The following is a 12836-nucleotide window of genomic DNA, read 5'->3' on the forward strand; positions in this document are numbered from 1 at the left end:
AGCTGACGCACCTGGAGTCGCATCCCTTCCTGAGCCTGGCCAACCGCGTCAGCATCGGGGAGAGGTACGGCTATATGTCAATGGTGGTTTAACAGCGGGGGGCTAGATTATGAGAAGAAAAGTAGCTCGTGTATTGTTTTGCGCCAGCTTATGTTTAAGTCTGCTGGCATTTGCGGGCTGTTCCGCAGAGAGCACGACGGGCGGAGCATCGGACAATGCGCCTAGCGGAACGCCGGACAATGCATCGACGGATGTAGCGGTAGCTTCTGGCGCCGAAGAGTTCGATGGGGTGTTCGATGCAACCGTCAACGCAGGGAACACGCAGGAAGTTGTCTATGTAAACGGCTCCTGGTTTGATATGGGAAGGCAGTACGGATTACAGCAGAAAGTGCAGTTAGAGAATAACTGGGCATCTGTAATGGCCATGATTTATACGGAGGCAGACGATGCCGCATATAACGAAGCCATGGGTAAGATCCTGAAGCACTACGAAGCGGATGAGCCATCTGTGTTTGACTTCTTGTCAGGGGTGGCTGATGGGGCAGGAATCTCAAAGGAAGATGCGATTGTTGCAATTATGGGTTCCTCTGTCCTTAACTACGATTTGATGATGCATTATGATCCGGAGCGCTCAAAAACGTGCATGACCGTATCGGCTTGGGGAAACATGACCCTGGACGGCCGTCATCTTGGAGGCGCCAATCTTGATGCAATCAGCGCAACGCCTGCTGCAATGTTCTCGGATATGATTTCTTATCCGGATGATGGCTATGCGGTTATGGCATCTGGCGGAATGCAGGGCAATGCATTCATGAACTCTGAAGGCCTCATTATTACCTATGCCGGAGGGCCCCACGCGGCACCGAGCGAGGGTGCCGAGGTGATTGATAGGGAAGGCACGTTCCTCGATACCCTGTTCGCTTACTGGTATACAGCTACAAAGTGCGCTACAGCAGATGAAGCGGTCAAAATGCTTACGGAAACTGAGTGGATCCATACCGGCAACATTAACATTTCTGATAATAACGGGAATGCTTATGTTGTAGAGCAAAAAGACACTGCCTATGTAGTCCGTAAGGCCGGCGATCATGGCGAGGAGGATTACCTTATTACGGCAAATCATTTCCTGGACGAGTCGTGGATGAACGATTCGTACGAGGCGTATCCGGACAGCGTGCCCAGGGCTAGCACGGTAGAGAGGATCCTGCTGGACAACAAGGGCTCTGTTACCCCGCGCACCATCGCGGATGCACTCGGAAGCATTCGCTACTATGACGAGGGCAAATGGAGCGAGGAGAATTGGGATTTCGGCGGCTTCTATCAGTTCCATTCCCCAGAAGGAGATGATCTGGAGTTCAAGACCATCTTCAGGACGATTTTCGACGCGACCGATCTTGAGATGTTCGTCTTGAGGGGCCATGATGAGAAATTCCGCTCCGATGTCCCGTTCGGTACGGCCAACTACTACAAGCTCACTCTTGGAGAGGGCATGCAGGCCACCAATAAGAGCGCGGAAACCGATGCCCGTATTGCAGTGAGAAACGCTGGCGCCGAATTGTACAAGAGCGATACCGAAGATGCCGACGCGTTGGAGTGCTACAACAAGGCCGCCGAGGCAGTGCACACGGGATGCAATTATACGACCATGGCCGATTGCGCTGGGGCAAAGGGCGATAAGGAGCAGGCTGCGATCTTGTATGGCCTTGCAACTTCGCAGTTCACCAATGCCCAGCGGTATGCGCAGGCATCTTATACTACCGAAAACGTGATTGTTGACTAAAGCTATGCAGCACTTGATCCCTCAGTACTTCATATAATTCCTAAAGTTTGCAGTCACAAGAGTCTTTCAAAAAGCGGAGATGATTCTGAGGTTCTCCTCTGATCATCTCCGCTTGCTACGTTTCCTATGGAGCGTCCGCAAATTCCGATAGCAGATCAGGGCCGAGTTAAGTGGTAGATTTCAGTGAATGAATGCTTGGATACTGATCGCGCGCGGAATATTGACGTGTCGGACGTTTAACGGGCCGAATATCGCGGCACGAGAAACGCCCACCACTCCACCCGCCAAGATCTCACCCGCGATTTCTGGAAGGGGTAGGGCCTCGCGCACGCCCTCACCTCCTGCTGCGGCCACGACTATCGTGAGGATGGCCATGACAAGAAGCAGGATGCCCAAAATAGCGAATGAGGTGGGCATTTTCATTTTACGGGCCTTGCGGTCTTGCCTCGCGTTCTCGGACATATCTTTTTCTCTCAGCTATTTGCCGGTAGATAGAGGCCGATCTCCTTGCCGTCCTGCAAAAGGAGAATCTGCTGAAATTCACTCTAGACCTTGGTACTGTCCCAAGGTCTAGAGTGAATTTTGCCGTCCTTGAGAATTGTTTTTTTGAGATAGGGGACACCATGGTCCAGGTTAATTCGGAAATCGGTCCTTTGAAGAAAGTCATGCTTCATCGTCCGGGCAATGAGCTTAAGCGAGTGCATCCCTTTCATCTGCAGGAGATGCTCTTCGAGGACACGCCTCTTCTGGAGAAAGCGCAGGCCGAGCACGATACGTTCGCGGGTATTCTCAGAGAAAATGGCGTCGAAATCCTCTACCAAGAGGATATGTTCGCTCAGGCTATGAAAAACGAGAGCGAGAGATCGGCATTTGTCGAGGAGTTCCTCGATCGTTCTGCGATTCCCTCTATCGGGCTGCGCGATCGGTTGGCGGAATACTACAATGGGCTTCCTCTCGATGAGTTCGTGGAGCGTGTTTACACCGGTGTTCTCAAGAGCGAATTCGATGGAGGGGATTCGCTGGGGGGCTGTTACGTACCTCGATGATCTTTTTCTCGTCAACCCGCTGCCCAACAGCTATTTCACGCGCGATAGCAGCATCAACATCGCCGATGACGTCATTTTGTCCCACATGGGCAAGCCCTACCGCCAGCGCGAGCCCTTGCTCATGAAATACATCCATCGCGCCGCAGACGAGTATCGCGACAACCCCACGCAGGATTTCTACTCGATGGAATGTTGACCATGGTCGATCGGGACGCGTTCCTGTTCAACCCCTTCCTGAGCGGCAATGTGAACGTGTACAAGCTGACCCCCGCTTCCGATTGCGTCAGGACGCAGCCCGTCGGCTCCGACTGGAGCAAGGTGCTCGCCGATGCGCTTGGTGAGTCCTCGGTACGGCTTATTCCCGTAGGCAACGGAGATGAGATCCAGGGCTTTTGGGAGATGTGGAATCTCGGCGGGAACGTGCTCACGTTGGCTCCAGGATTGGTGGTCTGCTACGATCGCAACAAAATAACCCTCGATTTGCTCGATAAGGCAGGTATCGAAGTGCGCACCTTCGAGGGAGCGGAGCTGTCGCGCGGCCGTGGAGGCGCCCGCTGTATGTCGATGCCCATCATCCGAGAGGCCCTCTAATCTTACTGAGCCGATGCCGGCGTGGTTGCTTTGACTAGAAGGGCGACTGAAACCGCCTCCCTCCAAGTGAGGTTAACCCGCGATTGGAGAATGACTTCCAGGGCCGCTGGTTTAGGGCGGATTAGGGGTAGTTGCGGTAAAAATAAACCCAATCTTATCTTTTGCGCCTACGTGGCGCTCAATAAAGTAAGTACGCAGAATGGCTTTTGTGCCGAGCCATCCTGCGTACTTCTCATGATGAGGCCAACAGGTAAGGAGAATTCTATGCCATACGAAAAGGGCAACGGCAAGACCGTCGTCATCGCCCTGGGCGGCAACGCCCTGGGCAACACCCCGCAGGAGCAGCTTACGCTCGTGCGGAACACCGCCAAGCACATCGTGGACATGATCGAGGAGGGCACCAACGTCGTCGTCTCCCACGGCAACGGCCCCCAGGTCGGCATGATCAACAACGCCTTCGCCTACGCGGCGGCCAACGACGACAAGACCCCGGACATGCCCTTCCCCGAGGCCGGCGCCATGTCCCAGGGCTACATCGGCTACCAGCTGTCCCAGGCCATCCTGAACGAGCTGAAGCGCCGCGGCATCATGCGCTCGACGGCCTGCATCGTCACCGAGACCGTCGTCGACGAGGACGACCCGGCGTTCCAGAACCCCACCAAGCCCGTGGGCGCGTTCATGGACGAGGAGACCGCCAAGGCCAAGGCGGCGGAGATGGGCATCACCGTGAAGGAGGACGCCGGCCGCGGCTGGCGCCAGGTGGTCGCCTCCCCGATCCCCAAGCGCATCGTGGAGTTCGACGCCGTGCGCGATCTGGTGGAGGACGGCTACATCGTCGTGTCCACCGGCGGCGGCGGGGTGCCGGTCTTCGAGACCGGGGACGGCTACGTGGGCACCCCCGCGGTCATCGACAAGGACCGCTCCAGCGCGCTCATGGCCGCCGAGCTCGGCGCCGACATGCTCGTGATCCTCACCGCCGTGGAGAAGGTGTGCGTCAACTTCAACACGCCCGAGCAGCAGACCATCGACGAGATGGACGTGGCCCAGGCCGAGGAGTACATCGCCGAGGGCCAGTTCGCCCCCGGCTCCATGCTCCCGAAGGTGGAGGCCTGCATCGAGTACGTCGAGGCCTACCCCGAGGGCCGCGCCCTCATCACCTCGCTCGAGTGCGCGGCCGCCGGCCTGCGCGGCGAGACGGGCACGGTCATCACCGCCAACTAGGCAACGATCTACAAGCCAAGGGGCGGCTCCGGGATAAGGAGCCGCCCCTTTTTATGCAAGAATTTCGACTTGTTAGAGTTATGGGAGGCAGGAAAGGACCCCTTGCCGCTTGATCCAGGGAAAGCGACGGCGAAATCCCAGGTCGCTGTACGATCCTCTGCAGCCGATTCTTTCGAGCGCTCGTCCCGAACTCTAACAACTCGAAAAAACCGCTCTGCAAATGGCCGCCGATTGTCGCGGGGGATCCGGCTTCCCCGCTAGCCCTCCGCGCGCAGGAAGGCTTCGTAGCCGCGGCGGGCTTCGTAGATGTCGGCTTTGCTGGTGACTTCCCAGGGGGAGTGCATCGAAAGCACGGGCACGCCGGAGTCGATGACGTCCATGCCGTACTTCGCGGGGATGTAAGCGATGGTTCCGCCGCCGCCGGCGTCCACGCGGCCCAGCTCGGCGGTCTGGAAGCTCACGCCCGCGTCGTCCATGATGCGGCGCACGAGCGCGACGTACTCGGCCGAGGCGTCGTTGGAGCCGCTCTTGCCGCGGGAGCCGGTGTACTTGTTGAACACGAGACCGCGGCCCAGATAGGCGGAGTTCTTAGCTTCGAAGACGCTCGCGTAGGCGGGGTCGAATCCGGCGGACACGTCCGAGGACAGCATGCGCGAGCGGGTGAGGGCGCGGCGCAGGCGCAGCGGGCTGCTCTCGCCGGCGAGCGCCATGATTTCGGCGATGGTGTTTTCAAAGAACATCGAGGCCATGCCGGAGGCGCCCACGCTGCCGATCTCCTCCTTGTCCACCAGCACGCAGACAGCGGTGCGGGCGGGGATGTCGTCGCCCAAGGCCAGCTGGGCCGCAAGGGAGGTGTAGGCGCACACGCGGTCGTCCTGGCCGTAGCCGATGACCATGGAACGATCGAAGCCGAGGTCGCGGGCGCGGCCGGCGGGCACTACCTCCAGCTCGGCTGAGAGGAAGTCCTCCTCGGCGATGCCGTACTTGTCGGACAGAAGCGCCAGCACGTAGGCTTTCACGGGATCTTTGGAGGCCTTGTCGCCTTCGGCTTTCCCGGCGCCGTCGTCCGCCTCGTCGGCGCCGGTCGCGGCGAGCGGCCGGTTGCCCACGAGCACGTCCAAGTCCTCGCCTTCCACGACCTTCGAGCCCTTCTTATCCATCTGCTGGGAACCCAAGTGGGGGAGCAGGTCGGTCACGCAGAACACCGGGTCAGCCGGGTCGTCGCCGATGTTCACCTCCACCACCGCGCCGTCGGTTTTGGCCACGACGCCGTGAAGCGCCAGCGGCAACGCCGTCCACTGGTAGTTTTTGATGCCGCCGTAGTAGTGCGTGTCCAGCAGCGCGAAGTCGTTCGTCTCGTACAGCGGATTCTGCTTGATGTCGAGGCGCGGCGAGTCGATGTGCGCCCCCAGGATGTTCATGCCCTCCGAGATCGGTGCGGCCCCCACATGTACGAGAATGACGGCCTTGCCCTGGGCGCAGGCCCACAGCTTGCTGCCCGGGCCCACCGGTGTGCCGGCGGCGATGCAATCAGCCAGCGAATCGTAGCCGGCGTCCTCAGCAGCGGCGATGGCGGCCGCCGCGCACTCGCGCTCGGTCTTGTTCTCGGAGATGAAATCGATGTAGTCGACGGCCAGCGCCTCAAGCTCGTCCAGCGACGCCTCGTCGTACTTCTTCCAAGCCACTTCGCGTTCCACGTAACATCCTTTCTCTTGTGCGATCGAACACAGTATGAACCAATCTGTGGGGAAAAGTTCGGAAATTGTTACATCCTGTTTTCTCGATGCGCGGGGCGGGAGCGCCGTACTATAATGGCCCAGACATTGAGACGATGTCGCCGATACTTAAGAAAGGAAGATTCCATGAATCTGCGTGACGTTATTCCTACCGCCGAGAACTCCAGCAACTTCAACGTCGTCCCCGAGTCCATCACCGAGGTGGGCACCACCCTCGAGAACCTGAAGGCTGCCGTGTGCGGCGAGACCGGCGCGTCCGCCAAGTACGCCGCCTGCGCCGCTGCCGCCAAGGAGCAGGGTTTCGACCAGATCGCCCGCCTGTTCGAGGCCACCAGCGCCGCCGAGCAGATCCACATCGGCCTTGAGGCCGGCGTGATCGCCGAGATCGAGCCGGGCTACGAGCGCCCCGCCGCTCCCGAGGCCGAGGGCATCGCTACCGACCTGAACCTCATCGCCGGCGCCCTGGGCGAGATCTACGAGACCTCCGACATGTACCCGAGCTTCATCAAGGTCGCTCAGGAGGAGGGCAACAAGAAGGCCGAGTTCGTGTTCACCCGCGCCAAGCTCGCCGAGGCCGTGCACGCCGAGCTGTACATGGACGCCTACAACAACATCGACGCTCCCACCGACGAGGCCTACTACCTGTGCCCCATCTGCGGCTACATCCACAAGGGCGACGATTTCGAGAAGTGCCCCATCTGCTTCACCCCGGCCGACAAGTTCCGCAAGTTCTAAGTCGTCCGCACGCATAGCGCGCACCTCATGCGACCGTCCTTCGGGGCGGTCGCTTTTTTCGTGCGCATGGGTGCTTCTCGCTGTTGCCGGACGCGAGCGACGGACACGGTTTGATCGGTTGCGTCTGTGCTGCGAAGGGGAAGGTGGCCTTTGTGGCCGAGCATTTTCGCAGGGGCGGCCCTCACGCTTCTTCTGCCGGCAATGTGCGATACTGGGTGTCGTTCGGCGGCGAAAGGAGAGCGAGAACATGCGGAAGGCGAGTTTCGATACGGGGCGGGGAAAGATCGTCTACTGGGTAAGCGATGTGCCCGATGCGACGCGGCCGTGGGTGGTGTTCCTGCCGGGGCTTACGGCGGATCGTCGCCTGTTCGCGCCGCAGATCGAGCACTTCGAGGGCCGTGCCAACTGCCTGGTGTGGGACGCGCCGGCCCATGGTGAGTCGCGCCCGTTCCCGCTGGATTTCTCGCTGCCCGACTTGGCCCGTTGGTTGGGGGAGATCATGAAGGCAGAAGGCGTCAGTGCGCCTGTGCTCGTAGGTCAGTCGATGGGAGGGTACGTGGCTCAGGTGTTCGACGTGCTGTTCCCAGGGCGCGCCCGCGGCATCGTGTCGGTGGACTCCGCGCCGCTCGGTCGCGACTACTACAAGCGATGGGAGTTGGCCTGTCTGCCTTTCGTGACGCGCATGTTCTACCTGTACCCGTGGGCCACGCTTAAGAAGACGAGCACCGAAGGCAATGCCGCAACTCCCGAGGGCCGCGCCATCATGGGCTCGATCCTGGCCGGCTACGAGAAGGGGGAGTACTGCCGGCTTTCCGCCCATGGGTTCGCCATGCTGGCCGAGGTGGTGAGAAGCGATGAGTACGCCGCGCCGACCGCCCCGCTCACGCTGATCGTCGGCGAGCTCGACCGCACGGGGTTCGTCCGCAAGTACAACGAGCTGTGGTCGGAGCGTACGGGCTTGCCCGTTCGCTGGGTAGAAGGCGCCGCCCATAACTCCAACGCCGATAATCCAGCTGCCGTGAACGCCATCATCGAAGAGGCGCTCGGCGGCAACTGAGATTGCACCCAGCGGATTGCGGCGGCTTCAGGCACTCGCGGCCGCCTCGCAGCTTGCAAATGATCGGGCGCAGATGTTCGGCGCTCGCCTTGCCAGCTTCCAAACGATCGTGTGAGAGACGGCTCTGGCTGGTTTAGTTCTGCTAGAATGCTTCCGCTGAGAAAGCCATAGCGTGAAGGAGGTGAGAGGAATGTCGAAGAAGCGCAAGAAGGCGCATCCTGTGCAGGCGGTAAAGCCGAAAAGCGATGTCGTGTGGCGGCAGTCGGCTGAGGAAGCGACGCTGGCGAGCAAGCCGCGCTACAACGGGTTCGCCTGTGGGCATGGCGCCCACGGTTCGGCGAAGTACAGCCGAGCGCGGGCCAAGCAGGTCTGGCAGCGACAGATGCGACAAGAAGGAGCCTCTCGGGGCTCCTTCCCTTTTATAGAGGCCCGACGACGGGATCCCGCAGCAGCGCGGTCTCAGAGGCGGTGCTGTTTGCGCCAGGCGGCGGGGGAGCAGCCGACCTCGCGGGAGAAGGCGGTGGCGAAGGTAGTCGGGCGCGGATAGCCCACGGCGCGGCCCACCTCGGACAAAGGGAGGTCCGTGCCGGCCAGAAGCTCGCGGGCGCGCTCCATCCGCAGGTCCCGCAGCTCCTCGGCCACGCCGCGCCCGCGCTCGGCCTTGTAGGTGGCCGCCAGACGCGAGCGGCTCACGCACAGTTCGCGGGCGATGGACTCCAGTGTGAGCGGCGCATCCAAGTGGCGCTCCAGCAGCGCGCGGGCGTCGCGGGCCAGACGGGCCGCTTCGCTGCTGCCCCGAGCGGCTTCGGCCTGTCCTTCGGCCTCGGCGGTATCCATGAGGCAGGCGACGGCCTCGGCGGCAAGCGCCGTCAGGTGCAGCTCGGTCGCCGCGGCGTCGGCCGTTCGGGCGTCGAGGCGCTGCAGCATGGCGCCCACGTGGGGCGCGTTCAGGACCTGGGGCGCCGTGGCAAAGCGCTCCAGCAGGGCATCGCCGTCGGAGCGGCGGTCGAAAGCGAGCTGTTCCCAGAAGCGCGGCGTGAAGCACAGCGAGCGGGACACATAGGGGGTGCGCGGCTTCAGCCGGTAGGCGTAGGAGCCGGCATCCTGGCAGTACATGACAAGACCTGCAGGGCCGGGGGCGCTGACGGGCCGCGGCATGGTTTCCAGGCAGCTCGGCGACATGATGCCCAGGCAGAAGTAGCCGGGTCCGCAGCTCGTGAGGTCCACGGCGCCTTCCACCTCGAGGTCGAGCACGGTCATCAGGCAATCGGGGCCGATGCCCGCCATCCAGGCGCTGCCGCGGCCGCGCTCCGGCGCGAGCTGCGACACGATGCCGCTGCGCCGGGCCACCGGCTCCATCCCCAGCGTCTCAATTTGGGAGAGGAACAGGTGGTGCAGTCCCTTGTCTATGTTCGCCAACGCGCTCGCGCCCATAATCGTGCCCGTCGTTTTCCGATCCGTCCAGAGTTCTTTCCGATTCGTCCATAAGTTAGCCTTACTTAACACAAAGGCCTTAACGCAAGGTAAATTAACCGACTGAAACTTTCAAGAAGAGAACGGCGACGCGACGGAAAAGGGACGGGAGCGCCGCCTTAAGCGGAAAGGTGCGCACAGGTGGAAGGCACGATGGACGGAATCGAGGGCGCCATGCCCGAGCCCAGGAAGGCGCCGCGGCCGGCGTCGGTATCTCGGGCGCGCGAGGGCGCCTCGACTCGCGGGGCGTCGGGCGGCCTGATGATGGCGGCGGCCGAGCACGACCGTCGCCGCGTGGACCCGCGGGTGGCGCTGGCGGTGCTCGTGCTGCTCAACGTGGCCGTGTTCGCATCCGGCGCGAAGGCCATCGAGCTGGCGGCCGTGGCCGGCGATGCGGCGCTCATGCTGTGGTGCCGCCGCGGACGTTTGGCCTGCGCGTGGCTTGGCGCCTACGCCGCCTTATCGCTCATTGCGCTGGCCTGCATCCTGGGCGGTCCCTTCTTCATGCCCATGGGCTCGTGTCTGGTCATGCTCGCGCGGCTGTTCCCCACGGCCATGTTCGCGGCCGCGCTCATCTCCACGACCTATTTGGGCGAGCTGGCCTGCGCTCTGCAGTCTTTCGGGCTCTCGGGGCGCATGACCGTGGCGGTGTGCGTGGGCATGCGCTTCTTCCCGACCATCGCCCGGGAGGCGAGGGCCGTGCGCGAGGCCATGCTCACCCGGGGCCTTCGCCTGACGCCGGCGGCCATCCTGCGCCATCCGGCCGGGCTGCTGGAGAACTTCATGGTGCCCTACCTGCACCGCGTGTCCATCGTGGCCGACGAGCTGGGGGACGCCGTCATGGCCCGCGGCGTGGAAACGACGCGCCGACGCGGCTCCTACCACGAGCTGCGCATCGGGGCGCTGGACGTCGTGGTGCTGGTCGCGGCCGTGGCGCTGGTCGCGGCGGCGGTGGCGGGGAAGGTGCTCCCGTGAGCGCCGCGACCCCATCGGCCGCAACGGCCGCCATCGTCCTCGAGAATGTGTCCTACACCTACCCCGGCGCGGAGCGGCCGGTGCTGCGCGGGGTCTTCCTCGAGATTCCGCGGGGCCAGTGCGTGGTGGTCACCGGCGCCTCCGGTTGCGGTAAGACCACGCTCACGCGCCTCATCAACGGCCTGGTGCCCCATGTCTATGCCGGCGAGGTGAAGGGCCGCGTGATGGTGGAGGGAACGGAGGTGGCCGCCTGGACTCCCGACGAGCTGGGCGTGCGCGTGGGTTCGGTGTTCCAGAACCCCCGCAGCCAGTTCGTGAACCTGGACGTGGCCTCCGAGATCGCCTTCGGCTGCGAGAACCTGGGCCTTCCCCGCGGCGAGATTGTGGCGCGGGTGTCCAAGGCGGCCCGGGCCTTGGGGATCGCCGATTTGCTCGATCGCGGCATCGAGGAGCTTTCCGGCGGCCAGAAGCAGGCGGTGGCCATCGCCTCGGCCTTCGCCATGGAGCCGGCGGTGTTCGTGCTGGACGAGCCGACGGCCTCCCTGGACGTGCCCTCCATGAAGCGCCTCGCCGAGGTGGTGGCGGCGCTGAAAGCGGCGGGCAAGACCGTCGTCGTGTCCGAGCACCGCCTGTGGTGGCTGGCGGACGTGGCCGATCGGGTGGTGCTCATGGAAGATGGCGCCGTTGCCGGCGACTGGACGGCCGCCGACTTCGCGGCGCTGCCGGCCGCCCGTCGCGCCGCGGCCGGCGTGCGGGCCTGGACGGTGGCGGAGATGGAAGGGGAGGGCCGCCCCGCTGCGGCGGTCCCGGCCGGCGCGGTCTCAGCCGATGCCCCCGCGCCCGAAGCGCCCCGGCTGCAGGCCGCCGGCCTGACCGTGGCCTTCCGCCGCCGGCCGCCGGTACTGGACGGCCTCGACCTCTCCCTGGAGCCCGGGCGCGTGCTCGGCATCGTCGGCCGCAACGGCGCCGGCAAGACCACGCTCTTGCGCTGCCTGGCGGGGCTTACCCGCGAGCGCGCGGGCACCGTGGCCGTGGACGGGGCGCCCGTGGCCGCCCGACGGCGCCCGGGCCTCGTGCATCTGGTCATGCAGGAGCCGGGCTACCAGCTGTTCGCCGACAGCGCCCGCGCCGAGCTGCATCGGGAAAGCGACGAGGCCGCCGACGCGATGCTGGCCGCTTTCGGCCTCGCCGCCTGCGCCGAGCGCCATCCCTTGGCCCTTTCCGGCGGCGAGCGCCAGCGCCTGGCCGTGGCCGCCGGCCTCGCCCAGGGTGCCCGGGTGCTCGTGCTCGACGAGCCCACGAGCGGCCTGGACCGCGCCAACATGGAGCGCGTCGCCGCGGTTTTGCGCCGGGCCGCCGCCGACGGCGTCGCCGTGGTCCTCGTCACCCACGACTACGAGTTCCTCTGCGCGGTCTGCGACGAGGCGGCCGAGGTGGAAGGCGGCCGCATTCAGGCCCGCTACCCCCTCGACGACGCCGGCCTCGCCCGCGTGCGCGCCCGCTTCGGCCTCTGAACCCCCCCCCTCAAATTCCGAGCCCTTCGGCTCTCTGAACCTCACGGTAACCCATCCCCAAAGGAAAGGATTGAATCTATGGCAACGACAACGGCAAAGACGACGAGCGCAGCACCCCTGGCAGCCTCGGGGCGCCTCACGGCGAAGGACATCGTGCTTCTGGCCGTGTTCGGCGTGGTCACCTTCTTCGTCATGATGGCGGTGTCCATGGTGTGCAGCTTCAGCACCGACATGGCCTGGTGGACCCACGCCATCGGCTCCATCCCGGCCGGCATCGTGTGGACCTACCTCATGGCGCGGGTGCCCAAGCGCGGGGCGGCCTTCATCGCCGGCGCCATCATGGCCCTGCTCGGCTTCGTCATGGGCATGGCCTGGACGGGCCCGGTGGGCATCCTTGCCGGCGCGGCCCTCTGCGAGCTTGTCATGATGGCCGGCCGCCGCGCGAAGTGGACGGTGGTCGTGGGCTGGGCGGTGCTCGTGCTGTGCTGGTGGTTCGGGCAGATCTCGCTCATCCTGTTCGCCGGCGAGTCCTATGTGCAGATGGTGGTGGACATGGGCATGACGGCCGAGTACGGCCAGGGGCTCGTGAACTGGGTGTACAGCCCTGCCTTCCCGATCTGCGGCTGCGTGACGGCGCTGTGCGCCGCGCTCGGCAGCTGGCTGGGACTGCGCATCTTCCAGAAGCACTTCGCGAAGATCGCGGCCTAA

Annotated in this window: 13 protein-coding genes; 10 read left to right on the forward strand and 3 right to left on the reverse strand. The window is 63.6% G+C overall.

The annotated features are described in order from the left end of the window. The first annotated feature begins 109 nt into the window (after positions 1-109). Positions 110-1780 (forward strand): C45 family autoproteolytic acyltransferase/hydolase, encoded by a 1671-nt coding sequence (locus tag ACW4QM_RS03660; protein WP_117284256.1) that lies wholly within the window; start codon positions 110-112, stop codon positions 1778-1780. Positions 1781-1960: 180 nt separating this feature from the next. Here the strand turns inward: ACW4QM_RS03660 and ACW4QM_RS03665 are convergent, their stop codons facing one another. After that, the gene (locus tag ACW4QM_RS03665) at positions 1961-2242 is read right to left on the reverse strand and encodes a hypothetical protein (protein WP_117284257.1); all 282 of its coding nucleotides are present in this window, start codon (positions 2240-2242) and stop codon (positions 1961-1963) included. 161 nt (positions 2243-2403) lie between these two features. On the opposite strand from ACW4QM_RS03665, the gene ACW4QM_RS03670 reads away from it, so the two are divergent. The 4 genes from ACW4QM_RS03670 to arcC all read left to right on the forward strand — a co-directional run bounded on the left by ACW4QM_RS03670 (position 2404) and on the right by arcC (position 4638). Next, entirely contained in the window at positions 2404-2826 is a 423-nt protein-coding gene (locus ACW4QM_RS03670) for an arginine deiminase family protein (protein ID WP_256156218.1), read from the forward strand. Continuing rightward, on the forward strand, positions 2786-3022 hold the full coding sequence (locus ACW4QM_RS03675) for an arginine deiminase family protein (RefSeq protein ID WP_173114437.1): 237 nt from the start codon (positions 2786-2788) through the stop codon (positions 3020-3022). The genes ACW4QM_RS03670 and ACW4QM_RS03675 overlap by 41 nt, the downstream gene beginning before the upstream one ends. 2 nt (positions 3023-3024) lie before the next feature. Next, a complete protein-coding gene (locus ACW4QM_RS03680; RefSeq protein ID WP_173114433.1) occupies positions 3025-3417 on the forward strand; it encodes an arginine deiminase family protein in 393 nt (130 codons plus the stop codon). Positions 3418-3681: 264 nt separating this feature from the next. Further along, complete coding sequence (gene arcC / locus ACW4QM_RS03685; RefSeq protein ID WP_173114429.1) at positions 3682-4638, forward strand: carbamate kinase; 957 nt, start codon at positions 3682-3684, stop codon at positions 4636-4638. A gap of 257 nt (positions 4639-4895) precedes the next feature. Here arcC and ACW4QM_RS03690 read toward each other — a convergent pair whose 3' ends face one another. Next, positions 4896-6335, reverse strand: a complete 1440-nt coding sequence (locus ACW4QM_RS03690; protein WP_302233424.1) for an aminopeptidase — start codon at positions 6333-6335, stop codon at positions 4896-4898. 165 nt (positions 6336-6500) lie between these two features. Here ACW4QM_RS03690 and ngr point away from each other — a divergent pair, with 165 nt between their 5' ends. Together ngr and ACW4QM_RS03700 are read left to right on the forward strand one after the other, a co-directional pair. After that, positions 6501-7109, forward strand: coding sequence for a nigerythrin (gene ngr / locus ACW4QM_RS03695; RefSeq protein ID WP_173114423.1), 609 nt, complete (start codon positions 6501-6503; stop codon positions 7107-7109). Between the two features lie 247 nt (positions 7110-7356). Continuing rightward, positions 7357-8166, forward strand: coding sequence for an alpha/beta fold hydrolase (locus ACW4QM_RS03700; RefSeq protein WP_223899869.1), 810 nt, complete (start codon positions 7357-7359; stop codon positions 8164-8166). A gap of 459 nt (positions 8167-8625) precedes the next feature. Here the strand turns inward: ACW4QM_RS03700 and ACW4QM_RS03705 are convergent, their stop codons facing one another. Next, complete coding sequence (locus ACW4QM_RS03705; RefSeq protein ID WP_223899870.1) at positions 8626-9600, reverse strand: helix-turn-helix transcriptional regulator; 975 nt, start codon at positions 9598-9600, stop codon at positions 8626-8628. Positions 9601-9780: 180 nt separating this feature from the next. On the opposite strand from ACW4QM_RS03705, the gene ACW4QM_RS03710 reads away from it, so the two are divergent. The 3 genes from ACW4QM_RS03710 to ACW4QM_RS03720 all read left to right on the forward strand — a co-directional run bounded on the left by ACW4QM_RS03710 (position 9781) and on the right by ACW4QM_RS03720 (position 12836). Beyond that, the gene (locus tag ACW4QM_RS03710; protein ID WP_223899871.1) at positions 9781-10614 is read left to right on the forward strand and encodes an energy-coupling factor transporter transmembrane component T; all 834 of its coding nucleotides are present in this window, start codon (positions 9781-9783) and stop codon (positions 10612-10614) included. Next, positions 10611-12128 carry an ABC transporter ATP-binding protein gene (locus ACW4QM_RS03715; RefSeq protein ID WP_223899872.1) on the forward strand — a complete coding sequence of 506 codons (1518 nt, stop codon included), beginning with the start codon at positions 10611-10613 and terminating at the stop codon, positions 12126-12128. Before ACW4QM_RS03710 ends, ACW4QM_RS03715 begins: the two co-directional genes overlap by 4 nt. A gap of 78 nt (positions 12129-12206) precedes the next feature. Beyond that, positions 12207-12836 (forward strand): MptD family putative ECF transporter S component, encoded by a 630-nt coding sequence (locus ACW4QM_RS03720; protein WP_303149948.1) that lies wholly within the window; start codon positions 12207-12209, stop codon positions 12834-12836.

Source organism: Adlercreutzia sp. CNCM I-6207 (assembly GCF_977072305.1).